Source organism: Prochlorococcus sp. MIT 0701 (assembly GCF_000760295.1).
Lineage (GTDB): Bacteria > Cyanobacteriota > Cyanobacteriia > PCC-6307 > Cyanobiaceae > Prochlorococcus.
This window is the reverse complement of the sequence record NZ_JNBA01000039.1, coordinates 203,647-226,324: the sequence shown is the minus strand read 5'-3', so window position 1 is coordinate 226,324 and position 22,678 is coordinate 203,647. Positions and strand designations below refer to the sequence as shown.

The following is a 22,678-nucleotide window of genomic DNA, read 5'->3' as shown; positions in this document are numbered from 1 at the left end:
AGCCAGGTAGAACAAACCAATCGCTACTGACAAAACAGTCGTGACAATCGCCACCCAGCGACCTCGCGGGGGTGATGAAGCCATTAGCGCAAACCCAGCAAAGATTGATTCATCAGAGTTGCCAACCGATTGAGATGCATCGATTGCGTATGGGGGTTGCCCAAGACCACCTTGAGGAAATGACGACCATGATGCAAGGGTCTTGACACCATCAATTGCTGTTCGAGCAGGCTTTGCCGAGTAGCTAATGACCAGACTGATGCTTGATCTGCATCGGCGTTCTTAGGGCTACAGGCAATGAGATGCAATGGTCCGCTGAGAAGAATGAACCTGGATGCATCGAGTTGACGCGCAAGAGACTGACGACGCTGAATCGCCCCCTCCAGCAAGCTCTGAATTCCCTGTTCCCCGAGTTGACGCAGACCCAACCACAGCTTGAGCACCTCTGCCGGCCGAGTTCCTTGAAGGCCAATTTCACTGCCATGACCGTCTCCCCAGGCTGGTTCCATATAGGGCAAGCCAGTCGAGAAGGCTGAAGCAAGATGGGATTGGTTCGCGACTAGCAATAGGGATGATGTCTTCGTGATCCCAAGCAACTTTTGAGGATTCACTGTGATCGAATCGGCTTGAGAAATTCCTTTAACCACAGAAGCAGTGGCTGTTGCTAGAGCAAAGACCCCTCCAATGGCTCCATCGACATGCAGCCAGACCCGCTCGCGGCTGCATAGCTCTGCCATCGCTACCAAGGGATCTACAGCTCCATGGACAGTCGTGCCTGCTGTAGCGACAACGGCTAAGCATGGTCTTCCTTCTGCGCGGAGAGCCTTGAGTTGATTCTCTAGGGCATCGAGATTCATGCACCCTTCGTGATCGACAGGCACCGTCTGCAAGGCATCGCTAGCCAGTCCCATTACCCGCATGGCCTTAGCGAGCGACACATGAGCGTCGACACTTGCAAGCACCACTGCCCTGGGATCATCTTGAAGATCTGCCTGTTGGCGAGCGATCACCATCGCCATAAGGTTGCTGAGGCTGCCACCACTGGCTGCCACACCACCAGCCGTCAAGGGCAGTCCCAAGCGCTCAGCAAACCAGCGGCACATCTCTCGCTCTAAACGCGAAAGACTGGGTGACAACTCCTCGGCCAAAAGATTGTTGTTTAGTCCTGCGCAGATCAAATCAGCAGCGATGGATGCCGTTAGAGGCGGCGGATCGAGATGAGCCAAAGCACCTGGATGGGAAGGCTGATAAGCCCCTTCCATCACCAACTGCAAATCGTCCAGCAAGGCATCAACTGAAAGGCCTTGAGGCGGCGGTGCCACATCAGGCAAAGCACTCAGCGCTGGTAAGGGGCCTCGATTGCTTGCTGTTGCGAACCACTGACAAAGTCGAGTACTGGCTTGCTCTAGAAAAGCCTGCAGTTCTGGATCGAAATGGTCAGGCTTGGCAAAGGGCGCCAAGGTCGCAGTTGGCCTTATCTGGGGAGTGCCAGCCAAAAACGCTCGTCATACAAGTTCCATTCTCCCTCCTGATGGCATTGTTTGATCAGGAGCTGCCACCTAGCGGTGCCTTTAGCGAAACCTCTTGAACTAACCAACAGGCAATGCCGCTGTTGGATGTTGCGGCTACTGACTCGAGCAAAACAACTTGGCGGTCTTGGAGAAGTTCCTGTGAGCGCCGTAGTACTGGATGCCGATGGCCGCTGTATCGGTCATGGCAGCAATCAAAGGCATCGAGGACGAGATCCATTAGGCCATGCAGAACTGATCGCACTCCGACAGGCTGCTTGGTTAAGAGGTGATTGGCGATTCAATGACTGCACCTTGATTGTCACTCTGGAACCCTGCCCGATGTGTGCTGGAGCATTAACACAGGCGCGCATGGGCCAGGTAATCTTTGCTGCATACGATCCCAAGCGAGGCGGGCTTGGTAGCACAATCAATCTGGGGGAACACCTCAGTGCGCATCACAAAATGCGTGTAATAGGCGGTGTGATGGAAGTTGAAGCCAGGCAGCAGCTAGAAGCCTGGTTCAAGCAGCAACGGCAAAGTTTTCACGAAAACGAGGTAACTCTGACTCGAACAGATTGAGCAAACGCTCAACGTTTTTTGGGGTGGAGTTGTATCCCATCAAACCAATCCTCCAGATTTTGCCAGCCAGGCTGCCTAATCCGCCGCCGATTTCAATGCCGTGCTCATTCAGCAAATGCAAGCGGAAGGCATTGCCATCCACTCCATTAGGAATGCAAACAGTTGTGAGTGTGGGCAAACGCAAGGCCTTTGGTACATGCAATTCCAAACCAAGACTCTCGAGCCCTGTCCAGAGCGCTTCGGCATTGCAGCGATGACGATCCCAAGCGTTTTCAAGGCCCTCATCTGCAAGTAATCGCAGGGCTTCACGCATCCCAAAGTTCATATTTACCGGCGCAGTGTGGTGATAAACCCTGTCGCTTCCCCAATACTGATTAAGCAACGAGACGTCTAGATACCAATTGGGCACCTTGCCACTACGGGCCGCAAGCTTCTTCTCGGCACGGGGCCCCATGGTGAAAGGACCAAGACCAGGAGGGCAGCTGAGTCCCTTCTGGCTGCAGCTGTAAGAGAGATCAACCTTCCATTCATCCAGAAAAACCGGCACAGCCCCTAAGGATGTGACCGTATCTAGCAATAAGAGACAATCGTGTTTGCGGCAAAGATCGCCGACACCATCCATTGGCTGACAAACGCCAGTGGATGTTTCTGCATGCACTAGAGCCAGAATTGCTGGGCGATGCTCGATTAAAGCTGCTTCTAGCTCTGCAAGGGAAAAGGCTTCTCCCCAGGGTTTTTCAATCAACTGAACATTGGCTCGATATCGAGCAGCCATATCGGCAAGGCGATTGCCGAAATAACCGTTTACCGCAACCAAGACCGTGTCACCAGGTTCAACGGTATTGGTCAAGGTCGCCTCCATGGCGGCACTACCAGTACCGCTCATCGGCAGTGTGAAACGGTTATCGGTCTGCCAGGTGTAGCGGAGCAACTCCTGAACCTCCCCCATCAATTCCAGATAAAGGGGATCAAGGTGGCCAATCGGAGAACGCGCAAGTGCCTGAAGCACCTTGGGATCGGCATTTGAGGGTCCAGGCCCAAACAGCAAGCGGGTAGGCGTGGAAATCGGTTCGAGAACCGTCTTATGAGATTGGTCAACCTGGGGAAGGGTTTGCGTCGTCGCCAAGGCCCTTGGTTAGTTCAATTGTTTAGAGCCTAAGCAGTCAACCTTCATAACCGGGGCTTTTTTTGAGGGATTGCAACGGCAACCAAGCAGGCCAATCAATGGCGTCAGCAATTAAAAAAATCTGATTTTTTTTTGAATCTCTTGGCAGCAGAAGGGAAGTAAGTCAAAAAACGCTGGCTCGTCTTGCAAAGTCCCTTTAAGCCGCTTTCAGTCATTGGCTCAACACTGATCCCGATTGACTGAAAGCAGGCTTGAAAATCGTTCATGCAGATCGAGCGAAGGTTGAAAGAAGATGGTTGTAGCAACCAGTCAACCCTGTGATGAGATCAGCCATTGAGGACGTATGGACGACTTGGACGAGTTGAGCGATATAGAAGCTAAACAATCAAAAATCAGTGATCCAGCCATAAAGCTCTCCCAGCCTTAGATCAGCTGAAGCTGACAGAAACGGTTACGGAATCCACCCTGAAAGAAGACAAGGTTTCAGCAGAAGGTACCTGTTGCTACAAAAAGAAGGCCATGCGGCTGATTACGGTCGCTCTCTTATCGCCGGCTCGGCCTTATCTTCGCCATGGGCAAATCACCCCAAGACGTCCTCCGCCAGATCAAGGACGAGGGCATTGAACTGATTGACCTCAAGTTCACTGATCTACACGGCAAGTGGCAGCACCTCACCGTTTGTTCGGACTTGATTGATGAGGAAGCCTTCACTAATGGCTTGGCTTTCGACGGATCTTCCATCCGTGGATGGAAGGCCATTAACGAATCAGACATGGATATGGTGCCCGACGCAAGTACGGCCTGGATCGACCCCTTTTACCGCCACAAGACTCTTAGCTTGATCTGTTCCATTCGGGAACCTCGTAGCGGCGAGCCCTATGCCAGATGCCCCAGGGCGCTTGCCCAAAAAGCCCTCGGCTACTTAGCCGGCACCGGCCTAGCCGATACAGCCTTTTTTGGTCCTGAGCCAGAGTTTTTCATCTTTGACGACGTCCGCTACAACTCCGGGGAAGGCGGTTGCTTCTACAGCGTTGACACGATTGAGGCCCCTTGGAATAGCGGTCGCATCGAAGAAGGCGGCAACCTTGCCTACAAGATCCAACTGAAGGAGGGCTACTTCCCGGTTCCACCCAATGACACCGCCCAGGACATCCGTTCCGAAATGCTGCTGATGATGGGGCAACTAGGAATCCCGATGGAGAAGCACCACCATGAAGTTGCTGGTGCTGGCCAACATGAATTGGGGATGAAGTTCGCTGAGCTGATTGAAGCTGCGGACAACGTGATGATTTACAAGTACATCGTTAGGAATGTTGCACGTAAGTACGGCAAAACGGCAACGTTTATGCCCAAGCCGGTTTTCAACGACAACGGCACCGGCATGCATGTTCACCAGAGCCTCTTTAAAGGAGGCCAGCCCTTGTTCTTTGGAGAAGGCACCTACGCCAACTTGTCACAGACTGCTCGCTGGTATATCGGCGGCATCCTTAAGCATGCTCCATCTTTCCTAGCTTTCACAAACCCCACCACCAACAGCTACAAGCGTTTGGTGCCAGGTTTTGAAGCTCCTGTAAACCTTGTTTATTCCCAGGGCAACCGATCTGCAGCTGTTCGCATTCCACTCACTGGCCCAAACCCGAAAGCCAAGCGCCTTGAATTTCGCCCAGGCGATGCCTTGGCCAATCCTTATCTAGCTTTCAGCGCAATGATGATGGCTGGTGTTGACGGCATTAAAAACCAAATTGACCCTGGCGATGGTTTTGATGAGGACCTATTTGAACTGCCAGCAGAACGCCTTGCCAGCATCCCCACAGTGCCAGCTTCACTCAATGGTGCGCTCGAAGCGTTAAATGCAGATAAGAATTATCTGATGGAAGGGGGAGTCTTCACTGAAGACTTCATTGACAACTGGATTGATATCAAATACGAAGAGGTGCAGCAATTGCGCCAACGGCCTCATCCCCATGAGTTCACTATGTACTACGACGCTTGAGGTTAGGCGAAAAGACCACCAGCTGTTTGAAAAAAATAGCCAAAGTTATACGTTTAAAATAACTTTTATGTCCCCGCAACTAAGCGGGGACTTTTTAATGGCTTGAGATTCAGGGAAGAGTAACTTGTTGCATGAGAAGTGTTCCCAGAGTCACCTTGACTATGAAAACAGCTTAGAAACTAATGGCAAAAAATGTATCAGGGTAAACATGCATGAATATAATAATGTCAGGCGTGATTGTCAGCATTATCCTTTAAACAGGAAGCCTTCCGGGTGCAATGAAAAGTGCTCAGTAAAATAGACTTTTAGATGGAATGTGAATTTCAAGAGTTTGCACTAAGTAACAAAGAAGAGTCTCATGAACTCTCATGGTTTGCAGCCGTTAAGTAATTGCCAATTTCAAGAAGAACCGATATCTTGATCGCTGGTAAAAACCGCAAGCAAATTATCAAGATACTACGGAATAGCGCTATTTCTTATTTGAAAAGATAGGTTTAGTCTGTTGGATTGTCATTATTTAAATTGCGTTTAACTCTGATGACTGTCTATAAAACTTATTATAAAATCTAATAAAGGTTGACGAATTGTTATGCCCAACGATCCATGATCTGCTTAACAACCACCTGCTCCATTCCCACCTGCAAAACCACGACAAGTGGCAGGGCCAATAACACCCCTGGAAGACCCAATAAGGCGCCCAAGCTCAGTTGAGCCATTAATGCCACGGTGGGAAGCAGGTTGACCGTACGCCGCAATAACAGCGGGGTAAGCAAAAACGCCTCAAGATTCTGCAAAATCAGCCGCAACACCAGCACTTGCAGCATCAGTAGGGGTGAAACAAGCAGGGCCATGGCCAATGGCAGCAGGGTTGCGGCCGTTGGCCCAATGGTGGGGACGAAGGTCAGCAAGCCACAGACCAATGCACTCAAGAGAGCCAGAGGAACCTTGAGCAGTGCAAGCCCTGCCCAAGTGAGCACAAACACGCTGCTGGCTGAGATCGTCATCCCAGCCAGCCAGCCACCAAGAGCCAAACGGCATTGATCAAGCAATTCAGCCATCTCCTGTCGCGCAGGACGAGGTGTTGCAGCAATCACCATTTGGCGATGGGATGCAGGGTCTAGCGCTAGCAAGACAGCCAGCAGGCTCATCAATAACAACTGAATAAGGCTGTTGGCGGCTCCGCCTGCAACACCAAGCAATTGAGAGCCCAAGGGTTGGATCCGATCCCAGCTGAACTGTTCGGTAAAAGACTCTTCCAGATTCATCAGCCGCGGGTTGCTGACCAGCATCGATTTCAGCTTGGTCACCAGCGTGGGCACGAGGTTGCCTAGCTCTTGAACCTGGGTGATCAACTCAGGCACCAGCAGCTGGAAAACCAAGGCACCGCCAAGCAGCAGCACCACCAGCACCACTGCTAGAGAAAGGGGACGAGGCCAGGAGAGGTGGTCCTGAAGTTTTTCAATGAGGACATCAAGTGCTACTGCTAGTACCACTGCTCCAAACAACACCAACAACACCCAACGCAGCTGCCAGGTGAGCAAAGCCAGCACCACCAGAGTGAGTGCGACAAGAAGGGTGCGGGCATTCATGGCGCCAATCGCTTTTTCTTCCAGGGATCAAGCAAATCATGGATGACCACCTCGCGAATTAACACTTGCAGCACGACGGCGAGTGGCAGCGCCAACAGCAGGCCGAGAGGACCAAACACCACTGTGAATACAAACTGGGCTGTGAGAGTCAGCCCAGGCAACAATTTCACTTGGTGATGCATCACTGATGGAGTGATCACATAACTTTCCAGGTTCTGAATCACCACATAGAGCCCAAGTACAGCGACTGCTTTCCAGGGTGCATCAAGTAGCGCTACCGACATCGGAAAGATTGTGCTCAAGGTAGGCCCCACATTTGGGATCACGTTGAGCATCCCAGCAAGCAAGGCATTCGCCATCACCAGCTTTATCCCAAGCAGAGAAAGGCCGATTGCGGCAAGCAGGGCCACGCAAAAGGAACTGATCAGCACACCCACCATCCAGCTGCTCAGCGCATCTCCGCATTGGCTCAGGATCGAGCGGGCTCGCCGCCTATAAAACGAAGGTAATAACGAGATGGCTACATCTCTGTATGCCGTCGGTTGCACCGCCACCATCAAGCTCATCGCCAACACAAACAGGAGTTGCACCAAGCCGCTGCCGAGGTTGCCTGCAAGGCCCAGAAGGCCTTGAAGGCCTTCCCTTACTCCTGAGGCCAAGCTTGAACCATCTGGTAATGCGTTTAATCCATTTGCAAATAGCTGTTCTTCCCAGCCACCCTTGCTGTTGTCAACTCCGTAGACCATTTCAGAGGTTTGGTTGATGGCGCCGATGGCCAGCTTCCAGAGTTCCTTAGCTGCTGAAGGAAGTTGTAAAAGCAATTGGTGGAACTGCTCTGTAAAGGGGGGCACCACAATGGCGGTCGCCATACTCACGACAAGCACAAGACCGACCAAGCAGATCAGGAGGGCCATGCTGCGAGGCATCGGTTTCCTTGAGCGCAGCTCACCCACCAGAGTGCAGAGAGCCATGGCAAGAACAACGCCTGCAAAGAGGTGGATCAGCACCTCCCTAAGGCTCCAAAACAGCACACCCACGGCCATCAGTGCAGCCAGAGCAAGCCATTGGGAGAATTTCACCCGTCTTCAGGCGGCAGCCTTTGCATTCTCGCCTTAGTTTTGGGAGTAGCCCAGACCGTTGCAAGCTGCATAACGTTTGGCAAAACGCATGAAGCGTTCAAAATCCTCTTCTGATTTCCAGATGTAGGTGACTTCAAGTGCGCTTGGTTTGCCATTCACAAAACGTGCATTCACCTCACGCGTCACGAGTTCGCCTTCTTCGTCGATCATGAACATGCCGGTGATACCTGCCCACGTTTCCGGGGCCATGATCTCTGGCTGATCAAAGAGAAAAAGAGCTCTGCCGGTGCGGCCGTCACTACTGCGTGTGAGTTTGATGTCGGGAACGACAGGTTCATCAACACCACGTGTGAACTGAATTGCCGCAGTTTTGTTCGCTTTAGCCATTGATCTCTACGACAAGATATGGATCTTACGTTGAGCTCATAACCAGCTGTGGCTTGGGGCTTGATCTGACAAGCTCTCGTTCAATCAACATCTCAGCGGCTTTGATTGTGTTCAGTCCGCAAAGATCCACGCTTTGTCTTTGAGGGGTCCTGCTCAATTCGTAGTCATAGCAACGGTCGTAGTAATCCAGCATGGCGCGACAGGCCTGGTCCCAGTTCTCAAGTGCGATTGCATCCAAGGCTTGCTGTGTGCGCTGTGGGCCTAAACGACGGCTGATGCGTTGGGTCGCTTCCTGCAAAGCCTCACGTCCATGCTGGCCATAGACATCAACCAGTTGAGCAACCCGTTCATCAAGTGAACGGTTGATCTCCAGCACTGGTGCTATTTGCATCTGATGGAAAAGTGCTCGGGGGATCCTGCAGCGACCCACCTGTGAACTTTCCGCTTCCAGCCAGATTTCATCAGCAGAACTGTTTTGACAACGCTGTAAACCTTCGGCAAGGAGATTCTCGTAATGTTCACTGCTTGGTTGTGCTGGTAAGCCCAAGCCCCCAAAGCTGCTGCCCCGATGGTTCGCCAAACCTTCAAGATTGACTACAGCGACCCCTCGTTGTGCCATGGCAATGAGCAGATCAGTCTTGCCCGTGCCAGTGCGTCCACCGAGTAATCGCAAAGGCCAGGTTTTCTCAAATTGTTCCAGCACCCATCGCCGATAGGTCTTGTATCCACCCTCCAGAAGCACAGGCTTGAGATCCAGAAGACCAGCTAGCCAAGCAACACTCGCGGAGCGCATGCCTCCTCGCCAGCAGTAAATGCGTAGATCAGATGCAGAGGCGTCTTCTGATTCAGTGGTTGGATCTCTGCTGAGTTTCGCCAGGGCTTCAGCAAGATCTGACAGCTTTGGACCTGTGAACTCAAGACCTAGCTTGATCGCTTGCTGACGACCTTTTTTTTTGTAAGTGATGCCGACCGCTGCCCGTTGCTCATCGCTGAAGAGAGCAAGATTGATCGCACCTGGCCAATGTCCCTTATTGAATTCAGCTGGACTGCGCACGTCCACAACAGGACCATTGGCCTGACGGAATCTTTCGATCGAGTAAGGAGTATGGGTACCCATTCCTGACATAGTGGGCCAGCGCCGAGCCAGAAGAGCCGGTTTCGATCCATGATCTCCGGTCCACCCCCCTCCACCAACCAGAGCGTTGAAGAACTACTGGAACGATTCACCAGTGGTTCAAAGCGTCAACGGCTCAGCTTGGTGAAAACGATTGAAGAACGGGCAGAAGAGCTGGCTGCATTAGCTCAAGCAGCTCTTGCCTCTTTTGACCCAGACGGAGACGACTGGGCGGCAGGATGGATTCTGCAGGTTTTTCAGCGTCATCAGCCGCAGGTTTTGCCCAGCCTGTTGAGCAGCGAGTCGAGTGGCTGGTTCTCGACCCCATCAGCTGTGGGGATCGACTATGAGCCTTTGCAACGTGACCTACTAGCCGAAAACTTTGAGGAGGCTGATCGCTTCACCAGTGCAATGCTGCGCAAGCTCGCAGGACCTGGAGCCGAGCAGCGCGGTTACGTGTACTTCAGTGAGGTGCCTGCGATCAATGGCCTCGACCTGGTCACAATGGATCGCCTCTGGACTGCATATTCACAAGGAAGGTTTGGCTTTACGACTCAAGCGCGCTTGCTGAACGCTCTCGATGGCAGATATCACAGTCTCTGGGCTCGTATTGGTTGGAAACAGGAGGGAACATGGACACGTTATCCAGGCTCCTTTACTTGGTCTCTCTCTGCCCCTGAGGGGCATATGCCTTTAATTAATCAGCTACGGGGTGTCCGCTTAATGGATGCGGTGCTGCATCATCCATCACTTGCAGCCCGCCGTTAGAGCAGATTTCAGCTTGAGTCACCGGCCTAGAGCACGCGAACGGTTATGGTCAAAACAGGTCTGAATGGTCCTGATGCCTTCCTGGTCACGGGCAGCTTCTAGGCTTCTATTCAGCGTTAGCCCCCAAGGGGTGGCCCCGCTGTTTCGTTGGGCTGATTTCATTCTTCCTTCAACCCTGCAGCTCACTCCTTTGCTGGAGATCCTGCTTGAACCGGTTGCCTGTCAGGACACCAGCTATCGCCTTCAGCTGGGATTGCAGGAGGCCTTGGTGAATGCAGTGCAGCATGGCAATTGCGGAGATCCAGGCAAATCCCTGCGAGTTCGTCGAATCTTTACGCCTAACTGGATGATCTGGCAGATCCAGGATGAAGGGATCGGTGTACCGCTCAATGCTCGAGTTGGTTGCCTTCCAGCTCAAATTGAGGCAAATAGTGGACGTGGAATGTTTTTGATTCATCAGTGTTTTGATGATGTGCGCTGGAGCCAGCGCGGCAATCGCTTACAACTTGCCTGTCGACGTCCCAAAGCACCTAAGACTGCTGACAGCGTACAAACTTGAATGCTATCAATTATATGAACTAATAATTAGAGGCGAAGCTGAGATGTATTTGCCTTTTGATCAAACAAGAAAGTGGATCAATTCATTGTTTAAATTGAGATCGTAAGTACTGTTAAAAGATTCTCACTTTTAATCAGCATTTCAGCGCTTCAACAGCTTCATTCATCGATAGATCACTTCTACTTGAAGCAGGTCTTACCTGTAGCCAATCGGTATTTTTACAAGGCTATAGCCGACTGAAAGCTTTTCTTCTAGGAGACCAAGCATGGACTTAGTGGACTTCTTGAAAGTGATCTTGACGTTGACAAGTGATCTGCCTCTATTTTCAAATAGAGAACTATTTTCTCTGTCCAATCCTTGCTTTTGTTACTCCTAATCGGCAAAAAGCAAAGTAATCATCTCTTCTATGACCGTTTCCATAGAGCCGTATGAATTCAAAAAGTGCCTAAGCAAAACTTCGATCATTCAGCATGAAATAGCGCCTTCATGATTCAATTCGCCAAGGTTTATCAAAATGATCTCCTCAATAACATAAGCAAAATGATCCAACGTTATTTCATCTTATTTTTTCCTTTCTAAAAGAGATAAAGTCATAACGCCTGCTGTTTCATCAAGTGGCTCACTTCTCGCTGATGCATGCGTTTTGTTGATGCTGAGAGCTAACTGATCGGACCACCTTTGTGACTTGATCAGCATTGACGGTTTTAATTACACCTGTATCGATACATGCCACCTGGAAGAGGGACGGTTCCAGGCTCCTGGCTCCAGAGACGATATGGATAATTTCTCCCATCCACCAGTTCTCTGCTGCAGGACCTTCACTCTCCTGAACGATCACTACATCTCCACGGGTAACAGCAAGGAAGATTGCCTCCTCTGTCAAAAAGCCTGGGCCTACTTCTGCCGTCCTCGATAGCGAAGCCAACCTGCCCCATGTTGGTACATCTGTCCTAGCATGGTTATCGCGCTTTGCCTGGTTGAGTGATTGTGGGTTGCTGCGATCGCTGCAGGCCCAGCAAACGGTCTGAATGGGAATTGCTGATGGAAAGTTTGAGGGTGAAGGTTTGAGGGTGAAGTAGGGCCATTGCTGCAAAGGCCATGCCTGTTGCAACTACCGTCTTAATCCCTGCCGCAACCAGGAGCTTTCAGTTCGCGCCTTAGCCAGCGCAGGCTTTGATCGGTAAGGGCCTCAACATCAGAGCGTTCTCCACCTTGAAGCAGCTGGACTAAGGCTCCAGCAAGAAGCTCTGCAGCTCTGCGGTCGGCATCTCCTTTTTGTTGATGCCAGTTGTGATCATTGAGGCTTAACTGAGCATGAAGCTCCATGGCCTGACGTTGGACCTCAATTGGCCACTCAGCTTGTTTGATTCCCATCTTTATCAGCGGATCACTTGGTCTATTTTGCTTGTGATAGTAAGCAGCCGTCTGAATGGTGATACGGCCACGTCAGGTTCAACTCCGTTGGCTGCATGGGCTGTCAAGGCTGATGCTTTTGGGGCAGCGTCAGGACAGACTTAAACGATCTCCCAAGATGGTGGCAGCAAGACGGAGCAAACAGAGGAGGCATCTCGCGCGTCAGATACTGGAAATACCTTCAGAGCAATTGTTGCGGTCTAAGTCGTCTGGCGAGTGGACTTGGCGGGCCCTGCGTTGGGGTGGACCTGGAGTTGCCCTTGGTTGGTGGCTCAGCCAACGCTAATCATGTCGTTTTAGTTGAATCAAACTGCCACTGGCACAGCCTGATGGACCACCACCAGGGATCTAGAGACCTCAGGAGTGGCTCTCTCAAGTGCAGGAATTGGCATGTTGGCAGGTTGTCGAGATCCTTCGCCGCGAATCCAGGCCTTGCGTAGGGCTCGCCGTCGTTGATCTTCTGCAAGGACAAGTCGGTCTGCAGCGGCAGAGGGGCTTTCACCGTGAAGTAATGGCGTTCGCAGGCAAATACCAAACCCTTGAGCCTCGACTTGCACCTTGCCTTCCATTAAGACAGTTTGGAAGGTCCAGCCCTGTAACCAGCGCACGTGGAAGGGATTACTCATGTTGTCCCTTCTGGAAAAAATACACCGGATTGTGCATCTAATTAAGAGCACCCTATGTGTAAGTCTCCATTGCACTACCGAGTGTCAGGAAACCCGTTTACGATTTCTCATTGAGCGGTTTGAAAGCAGTCCAAACTCGTGTCATGAAGTGAGACTCGGCAGCAATGCCCTCAAAACCGCTTGCTTGGAAACGTGCCTCAATGTTGTCGGAGATGTAATCGCGGTAGTACGGCTCATGAAATATTCGCCGGAAGTTCTCCATGGCAGGGATGAACTTGGGCGAGTCTTCCATTTGTACAGAATCTGCCAGGACCAAAACCCCGCCTGGTTCGAGCACGCGCCAGCATTCGTCAAGAACATTCTGCCGCGCCGAGCTCGGCAATTCGTGAAACAGGAAAACGCACGTGACGCCTTGCACACTTTGATTAGCAAACGGCAGCTGTTCAGCATTACCGCGCACCAGTTGGGCGAGTTCTCCATTGCGGCTGTTGAGCGAGCGGCTGGCCTGACGTAAATAAGCTGCTGATAGATCCAACCCCAGCAGTTCAACTTTGGGTAGGGCGCTGCGAATCTGTTGCAGGGTTCGACCGGTTCCGGTTGCGACATCCAACACCCGAAGACTGGCGGAGCTGCGGTTTTGGAAGCGTTTCAGCCCGCGCTTGAGAGGCGCTAAAACCCTGCGCCGCATGGAGTCTGCCGTGCCGTTAAAGAGAATCTCTACCTGCAGGTCATAAAGCTCTGCAGAGTGATCGCTTAGATAGCCATCGGTTTGATGATGAAAGTTTTGCAGGTAGTAATCGGGATAGATCTCTGAATCGACATCATTCGGCAGATCATGAATATTGCGTGCCTTGCGCCGCTGCCATGTCGAGGGAAGATCTAACCAGACCAAGGGGTAACGGCTAGCCCATTCCAACCAAGGAGCTTCAAAGAGCTGCGTTTTTGGATAAATGCCTTGTTCAGCTTCATGCCAGTCAAGTTGCTCGAGAGCCGACATTGAGCTGCGCAGCTCCATCAGCAATTCTCGCGGAATCGGTTCAATGCTTGGCATCGCATCAGGTGCCAGCAATTCCATCAGCTTTGTGCTCAATTCCTTGTGGGCCAGGCCCGCCAGAGTCTTGCTCTGCTGAAGGGTTTGATAAGCGAACTTGGTGAGGCTTGGCTGCGCCATGAACCTGATTTGGGTGTGTTCTATGTCAGCGGATCAGCCTTGCTATTGCTGCCATTTCAGATTATAAGCCTTGCCTATTCAATTACGGATCTATGACAATGCATATGAAATGCTTCGCGAAGCCTTCGCTTGTTATTGTTTTAAGCCTAATTTTTTGTTGATAAATCCAACAGGACAGAGCCTAATTGCGAAGAAAGATTACTGGCTAAAGGTCTAATAATAAGGATACTCCATGATAATCATTGGGAAGATCTTTTGATCTACTAGTAATTAATTGGCCTTTGAGATTGATGCTAGTGGAAGGATTATAGGCGATCCAGATGTATGTCAAAGCCACGACATCTTGATATTAAAGAGCCATTCAAATGAAAGGCCATATCAGCATCCCTGTGATGCTTCGCAATGAATAAATTTGCAAGCTTATATAGAGAACATTCAGTTGACATGAGAAGGAATGAAGGTATGAACCATCTCACGAAAGGTTCTTTGGCCAGATCAGTTTAAATTGCTACTCGTCTATAATTTTTATAGCCAGGGACGCTCATCTGCAGTTTGCTTATTGCGCTCTCCATTTGCCTGCTGAAGGTCCTTACTTTCTAAAGCCTGAGCTTGTTTCTTGAGGTTGTCCACTGTGATAGAGAATCCAGCTTCTTTGGCAAGCACCACAAACCAATGAGTGTCAACACGTTGTGCCTCAAGCTTCTGCTGAAGCGCCGGATCTGATGCAACCTTGGAAAGCAACGCTTTCAGATCCTCCTCTGGCATGCTGATCAAAGAATGAAGTCGACAATTATTTTACTATAAGTTGGAAATAATCTCGAAGAGAATCATATAAGTCATTCATGATTACAGAGAATTATGCTATAGATATCGCGCTTAGCTGGCCAATATGCTTAGAAATAGTGCAAACCTGCTTTGCTTAGCTTCCTGCAAAGCTCTGTAGTTCAGCTTCTGTGGATTTCATCCCTTTTCAATGCTGAATGCTGTCCTGAAATAGGTCGCCTTGAATGAAAGAACACCATTGGGGCTCATTTCCTATTCTTGTGGTTGCAGGAGAAACGTTTGCAGTTAGGCGTTTATGGATTTTGTTGCCAACGATTCTTGCGCACTGAGAAATTGGCTGAGGTGATGCATACGACCAATCTTCAGCTTTGAAGGTGGCATATGGAGACGAAACAGGCGCCATGAATCGAAAGCGGTACACATGTACTAGCGACCCAGCGTGTCGTTGTCAACTCCAGCCATCACTGCGCTCTCAAGCCAGATCTGAATTGCTACGCAAGCCCATCGGTGCAGAACGCGCCGTTTCTGGTTTGGCGAGAGAGGCGAGATCACGTAGAGGGGCATCTCACGGGCCCCATCGATCAAGCTGGTAAGTCAGACCGGCAGTTCACTGGCCAATACCTGTGGGGATCAAAACCTCTTTGAGTTGCTAACCCGAAATAGAAAAAACACAAGAGCCCCTTCTAGCTCCATGGCTAAACGATTAATGCAGCTGCATATGCTCAAAATGCCATTACTATCCATGCCTTCTTTTTCCTCAACTTAATGATCTCAACCTGAAATGATCATCGACATTTCAGATAACATTAGTTTCTCTTCATTTAGGATCGGTAAAGTTCACCCCTCAGCGATAACGAGTGTTGCCAAGCTCGACTTCAATTGTGGTGCATTTCTCCCCGGTATCGTGGCATTTGGAGGTATCTGTTGCCTGGCGAGCTGGATGGCGTTGTTCTGATTCCAACCTGATTCAGCGGTAATACTGTCGGCCCTACTCAATGGGACAACAAGCGCACCGATTAAAAAAACTGTTGCCAGCAGTGGAGCTTTCAGAGTGAGATCCAAAGGTTGCAACATCAGTCTTTTCATTGAGGACATTATTCCCCTTCTCAGCTCGTCAACAGGAATTCTAAGCAGTATCAACAACCTCGCGAAGAGACCATCCAAGACTCCATCTCTGCATCATTCAATTGGCCGGTTAATGTTTCCGCCAGCATCTGAACGCCGCCGCGAGACCCCATATCGCCGCCAAAGCGAAGGACTGCAAAACAGCACCATCACAGCAAGGCAGTGATGGCGAACAGCAAAAATCAACTGCGTAAAGGTGAAATGCTCCCAGAGCAAGAGAAACTCTGTTCGCAAATCCCAGAGAGACAGACCCAAAAGAAGGATGGGCAACCAACGATCGCCAGATAGGCCACGGGAGCGTGCCGTTTCAGCCATCTGAAATCACATCTCCTCCCTCAAGCGGAGGCTGGGAGGAAGACAACGGCGGTTGTGGAGCAGCAGCAGGGGCAGATAAAGGCTTTGACGGAGGACCACTGCCTTGCCACAGGCTCAACAATGAAGGGGCTAGGGCAATACTCGACCAGCTACCAACCACAACTCCAAGAGCAAGTGCAACCGCGAACCAGTAGAGCGTTGCACCGCCAAAGATGATCAGAGCGAGCAGAGGAAGCAGGGTCGTACCGCTGGTGTAGAGGGTCCTTGTGAGGGTCGCGGATACGGCACGATCAACCTGTTCCGTCAGTGGCAGTGAGTCATCTTCGCGACTGCGCTCACGGATCCGGTCAAAGACCACCACAGTGTCATTGACCGAGTAGCCGGCAATGGTGAGCAGCGCTACAGCGAAGAGGCTATCCACCTCAAGCGTTATCAGCAGGCCCAGCCAAGCGAATACCCCACAAACAATGATCACGTCATGGGCAAGGGCCACAAGGGCCAGAAGGGCATAGCGACGGTCGTAACGGAGGCTGATGTAGATAGCGATTCCCGTGAATGCCACCAAAAGAGAAATCAAGCTGCTGCGCAGCAATTGGCCTCCCAGACTTGGGCCAATGGTGTCGACAGACTGACCACCACTCTGAAACGGACCCGCTACAGAATCCATTGACTTGATGACAGCCTGTCCTTGAGCAGCAGAGAGAAAGGGCAACCTCAAGACCAGAGACTGACCACCATCAAGCAGTTGCACCCTGGCTCGGGAGAGGTTTGGCGCAGCCTTGTCTTTGTCTGCAGGTAAGTCAAGAGCCCCTAAAACCTCTTCAACACTTGTGGTTTTCAGCGACTGACAGCTCTTATTACAGCTCCGCTCCAGCTGGATTTGAGTTCCACCAGTGAAATCAAGCCCTGGACGAAGGGGAGCCCCAATCGAAGGGTTGAGCCAACAGAGGATCAAGCCCACCAAACTGAAAACCACAACCAGGCCTGAGATTCCCCAAACGCGTCGTCGTTGACGACAAAGTTGAAATCTCAGTGGGCGTTGAGGAGTTCCTGAAGATGATGAAACAGCCATGGATCAGGCGAGAGAAGAAGGCAACTGTTTGGCAGGCAAAAAGTTGGTAGGTCGCCTCAAAGCCTGATAGCCCATCAAAAAACGCAGCAGAGTGCGAGTGCAGCTCAATGCCGTAAACAAACTGAGTACGACGCCAATCCCGAGGGTGGCGGCAAAACCTTTGACCAAACCCGTACCCAGAAAAAAGAGCGCTGCGCAGCTAATCAGTGTTGTGAGATGGCCGTCAACGATCGATGACAAAGCCTGGGAAAACCCAGTCTCGATAGAGCGAATCAAGGTGTTGCCACGCCGCAATTCATCTTTGACACGCTCAAAGATCAGCACATTGGCATCCACTGCCATGCCAATACTGAGGATGAATCCCGCAATCCCCGGCAGGGTAAGGATGACTGGAATCAGAGCATACATAGCGAGATTGAACAGGGCATAAAGACTCAACGCCAACACCGCCACCAAGCCCGCAAGGCGATAGGCCACCACCATGAAAACAGCCACCAAGGCGAGACCAGAGAGAGCGGCGATCAAGCTGCGGCGAATGTTCTCAGCACCAAGGGTGGGACCAATGGTTCGAACCTCGAGAATTTCCACTGGTAATGGCAACGAGCCACCTCGCAACTGAACTTCCAGGTCGCGGGCATCCTCAGCATTGAAATTACCGCTGATCGTGGCCGCACCACCAGTAATACCAGCGGCTCTGAACTGGTCCCCGACGCTGGCTTCACTGATCGACCTTCCATCAAGAACGATGCCAAGTAGACGACCTGTGCCAGCAATCGATTGTGTTAGCTCAGCGAATTGATCTCCGCCTTCTCGGTTGAAGCTAAGCGTCACCTCCCAGCTGTCAGGAACGTTCTGCTGCTGCTGACGCCCAGCTGTGACCAGATCCTTACCTGTTAAGGACGTGGGCTCGAAGAGTTCAGCGATCTTGATGCTGACTTTCTCATTCAACTGTTCCAGCTGCTCGACCTCACTGCCAACACTGCCTTGCAAACCAAAGGCCTGCTGCGCTTCAACAAGTTGCTGTTTGTCGAGTTCATCATTAGAGGGAGATTCTCCTGATAGCGCGCGCTCTTGCTTGGATTTGAGAATCCTCTCCACCTGTCGCTTTAGGCGCTGAAGGCTGCGAATCTCCTGTTCTGTGCCAGGTTTCTGAGCTCGAAACTCAAGTAAGGCCGTCTCGCCAAGCACCTTGGCAGCCCTGGAGGGATCCTGTTCTCCTGGAAGCTGCAACACCAGCTGATCGTCACCAATGGTCTGCAGGGTGGATTCGGCAACACCCAAGCCATTGACGCGACGATCCAAAACAGCTTTGACCGCCTCTAGCTGCTCCGATTTCACGCGAGTGATCTCACCAGCGGGCTGCACTTCAAGAGTGAGCTGACTGCCACCACGAAGATCAAGGCCCAACTCAAGCGGAAAGCTTGCAGTGACAGAACCTGCCGCAATGGCAAGAGCAAGAATGAGCGCAAACCAGCCCTGTTGACGTGCCATCAATCAAAGCCCCTTAAGAACAATCTGCTGAGCCGCTTCAACAATCTGATGAGGCTGAATGATCGTGAAATTCTCCAATTTGCCGTTATAGGGAGTGGGAATGTCCTGACTGGAGAGGCGAATTGGGCGAGCATCGAGTTCGTCAAAACACTGCTCAGTAATCAGCGCAATCAACTCAGCACCAATCCCACCAGTTTTCATACACTCCTCCACCACAATTACCCGATGGGTTTTACGGATGGAGCGAACAATGGTCTCCATATCGAAGGGCTTGAGACTAATCAAATCGATCAATTCCACATCGATGCCGTCCGTTTCCAACTGTTCAACAGCCTTGAGACAGTGTTGACGCATACGGGAATAGGTGAGAATCGTGACGTCCTTACCCTCACGAACAAGATCTGCTTGATCTAGGGCACAGACATAATCACCTTCTGGGAGCTCCTCAATCAGGTTGTAGAGCAACACATGCTCGAAAAAGAGAACTGGATTGTTGTCTCGGATAGCGGCTTTCATCAAGCCCTTGGCATTGGTTGGCGTGCTGCAAGCAACGATCTTGATCCCAGGCACAGCGTGAAAATAGGCCTCAAGTCGCTGACTATGTTCAGCTCCGAGCTGACGTCCCACGCCACCAGGCCCACGCACCACGGTGGGGATTGTGAAATTTCCGCCACTGGTGTAACGAAGCATCCCCATGTTGTTGGAGATCTGGTTGAAAGCAAGCAGCAGAAAACCCATGTTCATGCCCTCCACAATCGGGCGCAGGCCCGTCATGGCGGCGCCAACGGCCATACCCGTAAAACTGTTCTCGGCAATCGGTGTATCCAACACCCGCAACTCGCCATATTTCTCGTAGAGATCCTTGGTGACCTTGTAGGAGCCGCCGTATTGGCCGACGTCCTCTCCCATCACACAAACAAGTGAATCTCTGGCCATCTCTTCATCGATGGCATCTCGAAGAGCATTAAAGAGAAGCGTCCCTGCCACGTTTTCGTTGCAATCCCGGCCATGCCGGTGGAAGAGGCCAAGCTATCTCAGCCTGAGCAGCATTAGCCTCCTGCGGCAAATGCTGAAAGCAGCAAAACGGACAGCAACAGACCAGGAGAGAGCAACAGCACTAACTGACCAAGATCGTGAGGCGTCATCTGTAGAAGTCCTGAATCGGCAATCAGGCTGTCAATCAACAAAAGCTAGGCAGCATCTGGCTCCTTACCAGCAAACAAACTGCGAATAAACACAAGGGTTAGTCCAAAACCAATGAAGGCAAAGCTGAATGTGGCCAGAAAACACATGCCGATCACCAGGGTTTTAAACCCCGACGCAATGCTTTGGGCAATCGGAGAGCTGTAATTAGGCGAATGAAGAGCGAAATAAGTCACTGTCTTCTGGCTCAAAATCAGGCAAAGCCAGGCAAAAAGTCCACTGGTGATCGCCCCAGAAAGAAAACTCAGCGGGCCCTTGCGTGGTGTTGCAGGCGTATCTGCCAATGATGTTGTGGCTGATTCTGCATCTGCCGTCTCGAAAGAGCTGTTTTTGGAATCGCTCATGCTTCCAGTTTGATGCCTTCAGAGCGGAATGAGCAGCACCAACTGCTTAGCCCAGCTGCGGCGAAGGCAGGCTGTTGCCGCTGAAGGGCAGCCTGAGCTGAAGCAAAGTCAGCAAAAAGGGCAAAACAGCTTGGACCAGATCCACTCATCGCTACTGCAAGAGAACCAGGCAAATCATTGAGCAACTTCAATGTGGTTTGCACAGCCGACACTTCGGGTGCAACCACCTCCTGAAGGTCGTTGCGCAGAGGTGGCGGATCATCAGCTCGCAAAGGATTTAGCCACGACGATTCCCTGAGCTGCTGACGACGTTGCTCAAAATCAGATTCCTGTGAAAGATACCGACTACTAAAAAGCTCCTTACAGCGTCCATAAGCCCAGGGGGTTGAAACGCTCACTGATGGATCCTTCACCAACACCACGGCCATTGATGCTTTCATCGCTGCTAGCGATTCCAACCTTTCCCCACGGCCGAAACACAATTGGCTGCCACCTGCCAGGCAAAAGGGCATGTCGGAGCCAAGCTCAGCGGCAAAACCTTCAAGTTGAACCTGAGAAAAATTGAGATTCCAGAGATCGTTTAACCCCACCAGTGTTGCTGCACCATCACTTGAGCCGCCTGCAAGACCAGCTCCAATTGGGATGCGTTTTTGCAATTCAATCGCGGCACCAAGTTCAGAGAACCCTGAGCGCTCACGTAATAGATGCGCAGCTCGCACGATCAAATTATCGCCAGCAGTGCTGAGGCTGGAATCATCGCAGCGAAGGCTGATGGTGCCATCAGCCGTATTGCGGAAATGGAGTTGATCAGCGAGTTCGATGCTTTGCATCACCATCGCTAGTTCATGAAAACCATCAGACCTGAGGCCAAGCACCTCAAGATGGAGATTGATCTTGGCCGGCGCCGAGACGCTAACCAGATGCCCTGAAGCAGCAGAAGGGTTAGATATGCTCATGGCTCAGGGTCAACAAGATCCGCCCGATTTAAACCCCTGGCCAATTCCACCCAAGTAGCAGGGGACAGTTCTTGGGGGCGTTGCTGAAGGCTGATGCCAATATCCTCAGCAAGAGCATTCAGTTCAGCAGCAGGAAGAACCTTGGCAAGAGTGTTGCGCAGCATCTTGCGCCTGGCCAAAAAGGCCTGACGCAGTAAAGACTCAACACGTTTGGCGAGCAGTGGTTCAAGGCGCTGTTCAGGCGCAAAAGGTTCAATCAAGATGACCTCAGAATGAACTTTCGGCGGCGGTTTAAAACAGCTGGGTGGCACTGGGCAAACAGTTGTGCAATGAGCGAGCAACTGCAGGCGCACGCTTAGAGCACTAAAACAGCTCTGCCCGGGCAAGGCACGAATCCGTTGAGCGACTTCCTTTTGCAAAAGAAGCACTAGGCGTTGATAGGGATGTTCAAAAGGGCGATCCAAGCGACCGAGAAGACGCTCAAGCAGAGGGCCGGTGATGTTATAGGGAATATTGGCTACCACTTTGGTCGCAGCACTGCCATCAGCAAGAGTCAATGGAACAGACAACACATCACCTTCTTGCAAGCTGAAGCGGGCTTGATCCGCAAAACGCTGCCTCAATCCAGAGACAAGATCACGATCAAGTTCAACAGCATGAACAGCAGAGGCAGAAGAAGCCAACAACCTTTCAGTGAGTGCTCCACGACCAGGGCCTACCTCCAGCAGACGATCATCTGGTTGAACATCAGCTGCATCGAGAATCCGAGTCAACACAGCGGCATCGATCAACCAGTGTTGAGCAAAGCGTTTGCGAGTGTGATGTCCGGAAAAGGCCATCACTCAACTTTGCACCAATCGGCACAGACGCCGACGCAATTGATTGAAGATCAAAAAAAGCTGCAGACAGAACTAGGAGTCAAACTCGCTGTTCCAATCAAAACAGGCGATAGATCCCTGATTGTTCCAAGTCTGCGCTCCGCATGGCTACGTGATTGGGATCAAAACAACCCAGCTCAAACAATTGGCTTCAGCTACACCGATAACACCGTTTCCTACTCATCCCATCAAGACGATCAAAATGGTGTGCTTTTGGAAGCTGGGCTCGATTACACCACTCACAACATTGGCTCCACATCATTCAAGGTCTATGCACGTGGTGGCGTTGAAATCTGGGATTCATCCAACCGAGACACCGATTGGAGGGCGTCTGGTGGTTTTACCTTCCAATTCTGATTCAAGCCAAAAAATCAACACAACCCTTTTGATCCATTGATGCTGCTTTAATCAGCAGCATCAATGTCAAGGTTGTCAACTCGAATCCAATCGAGTGTGTTGCGACATTAACGGTCACATCTAATAGCGACTTCAAGAGAATTTGTATTTTATATTGGTTTTTTGCAATCTATGCAGGCACAATGAAAAAGAGAGATTATCATAGTTCTATCATCATCAACCCCATACACAGAGTGTCA

At 51.1% G+C, this 22,678-nt stretch carries 27 protein-coding genes; 6 read left to right on the top strand and 21 right to left on the bottom strand.

Features of this window, described 5'->3' with window-relative positions:
* Positions 1-83 precede the first annotated feature (83 nt).
* Positions 84-1,496 (bottom strand): pyridoxal phosphate-dependent decarboxylase family protein, encoded by a 1,413-nt coding sequence (locus tag EV12_RS11350; protein ID WP_036915360.1) that lies wholly within the window; start codon positions 1,494-1,496, stop codon positions 84-86.
* 120 nt (positions 1,497-1,616) lie between these two features.
* On the opposite strand from EV12_RS11350, the gene EV12_RS11345 reads away from it, so the two are divergent.
* Positions 1,617-2,090 (top strand): nucleoside deaminase, encoded by a 474-nt coding sequence (locus EV12_RS11345; RefSeq protein ID WP_036915754.1) that lies wholly within the window; start codon positions 1,617-1,619, stop codon positions 2,088-2,090.
* On the opposite strand, the gene EV12_RS11340 is transcribed toward EV12_RS11345, so the two are convergent.
* Positions 2,032-3,216 (bottom strand): pyridoxal-phosphate-dependent aminotransferase family protein, encoded by a 1,185-nt coding sequence (locus EV12_RS11340; RefSeq protein WP_036915358.1) that lies wholly within the window; start codon positions 3,214-3,216, stop codon positions 2,032-2,034. The two genes, EV12_RS11345 and EV12_RS11340, sit on opposite strands and share 59 nt — an antisense overlap.
* Positions 3,217-3,787: 571 nt before the next feature.
* Here EV12_RS11340 and glnA point away from each other — a divergent pair.
* Positions 3,788-5,209: a type I glutamate--ammonia ligase gene (gene glnA, locus EV12_RS11335; RefSeq protein WP_036915357.1), complete on the top strand. Its 1,422-nt coding sequence runs from the start codon at positions 3,788-3,790 to the stop codon at positions 5,207-5,209.
* Between the two features lie 587 nt (positions 5,210-5,796).
* Here glnA and EV12_RS11330 read toward each other — a convergent pair.
* From EV12_RS11330 to mnmH, 4 genes are read right to left on the bottom strand one after another with little or no spacing between them, the layout of a single operon-like run.
* The gene (locus tag EV12_RS11330; RefSeq protein ID WP_036915355.1) at positions 5,797-6,798 is read right to left on the bottom strand and encodes an AI-2E family transporter; all 1,002 of its coding nucleotides are present in this window, start codon (positions 6,796-6,798) and stop codon (positions 5,797-5,799) included.
* Entirely contained in the window at positions 6,795-7,877 is a 1,083-nt protein-coding gene (locus EV12_RS11325) for an AI-2E family transporter (protein WP_036915352.1), read from the bottom strand. Before EV12_RS11325 ends, EV12_RS11330 begins: the two co-directional genes overlap by 4 nt.
* Positions 7,878-7,910: 33 nt before the next feature.
* On the bottom strand, positions 7,911-8,264 hold the full coding sequence (gene psb28 / locus EV12_RS11320) for a photosystem II reaction center protein Psb28 (protein ID WP_036915343.1): 354 nt from the start codon (positions 8,262-8,264) through the stop codon (positions 7,911-7,913).
* Between the two features lie 25 nt (positions 8,265-8,289).
* Positions 8,290-9,390: a tRNA 2-selenouridine(34) synthase MnmH gene (gene mnmH / locus EV12_RS11315; protein ID WP_036915341.1), complete on the bottom strand. Its 1,101-nt coding sequence runs from the start codon at positions 9,388-9,390 to the stop codon at positions 8,290-8,292.
* Positions 9,391-9,429: 39 nt separating this feature from the next.
* On the opposite strand from mnmH, the gene EV12_RS11310 reads away from it, so the two are divergent.
* Both EV12_RS11310 and EV12_RS11305 read left to right on the top strand, forming a co-directional pair.
* Positions 9,430-10,146, top strand: coding sequence for a GUN4 domain-containing protein (locus EV12_RS11310; protein ID WP_036915339.1), 717 nt, complete (start codon positions 9,430-9,432; stop codon positions 10,144-10,146).
* Between the two features lie 64 nt (positions 10,147-10,210).
* Entirely contained in the window at positions 10,211-10,705 is a 495-nt protein-coding gene (locus EV12_RS11305; RefSeq protein ID WP_036915337.1) for an ATP-binding protein, read from the top strand.
* 619 nt (positions 10,706-11,324) lie between these two features.
* Here EV12_RS11305 and EV12_RS14710 read toward each other — a convergent pair.
* Both EV12_RS14710 and EV12_RS11295 read right to left on the bottom strand, forming a co-directional pair.
* Positions 11,325-11,816: a DUF3104 domain-containing protein gene (locus EV12_RS14710; RefSeq protein WP_241466603.1), complete on the bottom strand. Its 492-nt coding sequence runs from the start codon at positions 11,814-11,816 to the stop codon at positions 11,325-11,327.
* 8 nt (positions 11,817-11,824) lie between these two features.
* On the bottom strand, positions 11,825-12,079 hold the full coding sequence (locus tag EV12_RS11295) for a DUF6439 family protein (protein WP_036915335.1): 255 nt from the start codon (positions 12,077-12,079) through the stop codon (positions 11,825-11,827).
* Between the two features lie 55 nt (positions 12,080-12,134).
* On the opposite strand from EV12_RS11295, the gene EV12_RS11290 reads away from it, so the two are divergent.
* Positions 12,135-12,404: a hypothetical protein gene (locus EV12_RS11290; protein ID WP_036915332.1), complete on the top strand. Its 270-nt coding sequence runs from the start codon at positions 12,135-12,137 to the stop codon at positions 12,402-12,404.
* A gap of 19 nt (positions 12,405-12,423) precedes the next feature.
* Here EV12_RS11290 and EV12_RS11285 read toward each other — a convergent pair whose 3' ends face one another.
* The 13 genes from EV12_RS11285 to rsmA all read right to left on the bottom strand — a co-directional run bounded on the left by EV12_RS11285 (position 12,424) and on the right by rsmA (position 22,043).
* The gene (locus tag EV12_RS11285; protein ID WP_036915331.1) at positions 12,424-12,744 is read right to left on the bottom strand and encodes a hypothetical protein; all 321 of its coding nucleotides are present in this window, start codon (positions 12,742-12,744) and stop codon (positions 12,424-12,426) included.
* Positions 12,745-12,841: 97 nt separating this feature from the next.
* Positions 12,842-13,915 (bottom strand): class I SAM-dependent methyltransferase, encoded by a 1,074-nt coding sequence (locus EV12_RS11280; protein WP_036915328.1) that lies wholly within the window; start codon positions 13,913-13,915, stop codon positions 12,842-12,844.
* A 525-nt stretch (positions 13,916-14,440) separates the two neighbouring features.
* A complete protein-coding gene (locus tag EV12_RS11275) occupies positions 14,441-14,680 on the bottom strand; it encodes a Nif11-like leader peptide family natural product precursor (protein ID WP_036915325.1) in 240 nt (79 codons plus the stop codon).
* Positions 14,681-15,124: 444 nt separating this feature from the next.
* Positions 15,125-15,283 carry a hypothetical protein gene (locus EV12_RS14325; protein ID WP_193742226.1) on the bottom strand — a complete coding sequence of 53 codons (159 nt, stop codon included), beginning with the start codon at positions 15,281-15,283 and terminating at the stop codon, positions 15,125-15,127.
* A gap of 252 nt (positions 15,284-15,535) precedes the next feature.
* A complete protein-coding gene (locus EV12_RS11270; RefSeq protein ID WP_193742311.1) occupies positions 15,536-15,793 on the bottom strand; it encodes a hypothetical protein in 258 nt (85 codons plus the stop codon).
* A gap of 84 nt (positions 15,794-15,877) precedes the next feature.
* On the bottom strand, positions 15,878-16,138 hold the full coding sequence (locus EV12_RS11265; RefSeq protein ID WP_036915319.1) for a hypothetical protein: 261 nt from the start codon (positions 16,136-16,138) through the stop codon (positions 15,878-15,880).
* On the bottom strand, positions 16,131-17,210 hold the full coding sequence (secF, locus tag EV12_RS11260) for a protein translocase subunit SecF (protein ID WP_036915317.1): 1,080 nt from the start codon (positions 17,208-17,210) through the stop codon (positions 16,131-16,133). Before secF ends, EV12_RS11265 begins: the two co-directional genes overlap by 8 nt.
* Before the next feature lie 3 nt (positions 17,211-17,213).
* On the bottom strand, positions 17,214-18,701 hold the full coding sequence (gene secD / locus EV12_RS11255; RefSeq protein WP_036915314.1) for a protein translocase subunit SecD: 1,488 nt from the start codon (positions 18,699-18,701) through the stop codon (positions 17,214-17,216).
* Between the two features lie 3 nt (positions 18,702-18,704).
* On the bottom strand, positions 18,705-19,688 hold the full coding sequence (locus EV12_RS11250; RefSeq protein ID WP_036915310.1) for a pyruvate dehydrogenase complex E1 component subunit beta: 984 nt from the start codon (positions 19,686-19,688) through the stop codon (positions 18,705-18,707).
* Between the two features lie 62 nt (positions 19,689-19,750).
* A complete protein-coding gene (locus EV12_RS14860; RefSeq protein WP_255327657.1) occupies positions 19,751-19,885 on the bottom strand; it encodes a hypothetical protein in 135 nt (44 codons plus the stop codon).
* Between the two features lie 6 nt (positions 19,886-19,891).
* Positions 19,892-20,248: a DUF3082 domain-containing protein gene (locus EV12_RS11245; protein WP_036915308.1), complete on the bottom strand. Its 357-nt coding sequence runs from the start codon at positions 20,246-20,248 to the stop codon at positions 19,892-19,894.
* Positions 20,245-21,204 carry a 4-(cytidine 5'-diphospho)-2-C-methyl-D-erythritol kinase gene (gene ispE, locus EV12_RS11240; RefSeq protein WP_036915305.1) on the bottom strand — a complete coding sequence of 320 codons (960 nt, stop codon included), beginning with the start codon at positions 21,202-21,204 and terminating at the stop codon, positions 20,245-20,247. The genes EV12_RS11245 and ispE overlap by 4 nt, the downstream gene beginning before the upstream one ends.
* Positions 21,201-22,043, bottom strand: a complete 843-nt coding sequence (gene rsmA, locus EV12_RS11235; protein ID WP_036915304.1) for a 16S rRNA (adenine(1518)-N(6)/adenine(1519)-N(6))-dimethyltransferase RsmA — start codon at positions 22,041-22,043, stop codon at positions 21,201-21,203. Before rsmA ends, ispE begins: the two co-directional genes overlap by 4 nt.
* A 39-nt stretch (positions 22,044-22,082) precedes the next feature.
* Between rsmA and EV12_RS11230 the strand changes: the two genes are divergently transcribed.
* On the top strand, positions 22,083-22,439 hold the full coding sequence (locus EV12_RS11230; RefSeq protein WP_036915303.1) for an autotransporter outer membrane beta-barrel domain-containing protein: 357 nt from the start codon (positions 22,083-22,085) through the stop codon (positions 22,437-22,439).
* The last annotated feature ends 239 nt before the right edge of the window (positions 22,440-22,678 follow it).

What these genes read in the sequence shown, in the direction of transcription:
- secF (WP_036915317.1), bottom strand. Translation starts at nt 17,210, where the DNA reads ATGGCTGTTTCATCATCTTCAGGAACTCCTCAACGCCCACTGAGATTT.
- EV12_RS11290 (WP_036915332.1), top strand. Translation starts at nt 12,135, where the DNA reads ATGGTGATACGGCCACGTCAGGTTCAACTCCGTTGGCTGCATGGGCTG.
- EV12_RS11245 (WP_036915308.1), bottom strand. Translation starts at nt 20,248, where the DNA reads ATGAGCGATTCCAAAAACAGCTCTTTCGAGACGGCAGATGCAGAATCA.
- EV12_RS11295 (WP_036915335.1), bottom strand. Translation starts at nt 12,079, where the DNA reads ATGGGAATCAAACAAGCTGAGTGGCCAATTGAGGTCCAACGTCAGGCC.
- EV12_RS11310 (WP_036915339.1), top strand. Translation starts at nt 9,430, where the DNA reads ATGATCTCCGGTCCACCCCCCTCCACCAACCAGAGCGTTGAAGAACTA.
- EV12_RS11275 (WP_036915325.1), bottom strand. Translation starts at nt 14,680, where the DNA reads ATGCCAGAGGAGGATCTGAAAGCGTTGCTTTCCAAGGTTGCATCAGAT.
- EV12_RS11305 (WP_036915337.1), top strand. Translation starts at nt 10,211, where the DNA reads ATGGTCCTGATGCCTTCCTGGTCACGGGCAGCTTCTAGGCTTCTATTC.
- EV12_RS11285 (WP_036915331.1), bottom strand. Translation starts at nt 12,744, where the DNA reads ATGAGTAATCCCTTCCACGTGCGCTGGTTACAGGGCTGGACCTTCCAA.
- ispE (WP_036915305.1), bottom strand. Translation starts at nt 21,204, where the DNA reads ATGAGCATATCTAACCCTTCTGCTGCTTCAGGGCATCTGGTTAGCGTC.
- EV12_RS11270 (WP_193742311.1), bottom strand. Translation starts at nt 15,793, where the DNA reads ATGTCCTCAATGAAAAGACTGATGTTGCAACCTTTGGATCTCACTCTG.
- EV12_RS11265 (WP_036915319.1), bottom strand. Translation starts at nt 16,138, where the DNA reads ATGGCTGAAACGGCACGCTCCCGTGGCCTATCTGGCGATCGTTGGTTG.
- psb28 (WP_036915343.1), bottom strand. Translation starts at nt 8,264, where the DNA reads ATGGCTAAAGCGAACAAAACTGCGGCAATTCAGTTCACACGTGGTGTT.
- EV12_RS11330 (WP_036915355.1), bottom strand. Translation starts at nt 6,798, where the DNA reads ATGAATGCCCGCACCCTTCTTGTCGCACTCACTCTGGTGGTGCTGGCT.
- EV12_RS11345 (WP_036915754.1), top strand. Translation starts at nt 1,617, where the DNA reads ATGTTGCGGCTACTGACTCGAGCAAAACAACTTGGCGGTCTTGGAGAA.
- EV12_RS11280 (WP_036915328.1), bottom strand. Translation starts at nt 13,915, where the DNA reads ATGGCGCAGCCAAGCCTCACCAAGTTCGCTTATCAAACCCTTCAGCAG.
- rsmA (WP_036915304.1), bottom strand. Translation starts at nt 22,043, where the DNA reads ATGGCCTTTTCCGGACATCACACTCGCAAACGCTTTGCTCAACACTGG.
- mnmH (WP_036915341.1), bottom strand. Translation starts at nt 9,390, where the DNA reads ATGTCAGGAATGGGTACCCATACTCCTTACTCGATCGAAAGATTCCGT.
- glnA (WP_036915357.1), top strand. Translation starts at nt 3,788, where the DNA reads ATGGGCAAATCACCCCAAGACGTCCTCCGCCAGATCAAGGACGAGGGC.
- secD (WP_036915314.1), bottom strand. Translation starts at nt 18,701, where the DNA reads ATGGCACGTCAACAGGGCTGGTTTGCGCTCATTCTTGCTCTTGCCATT.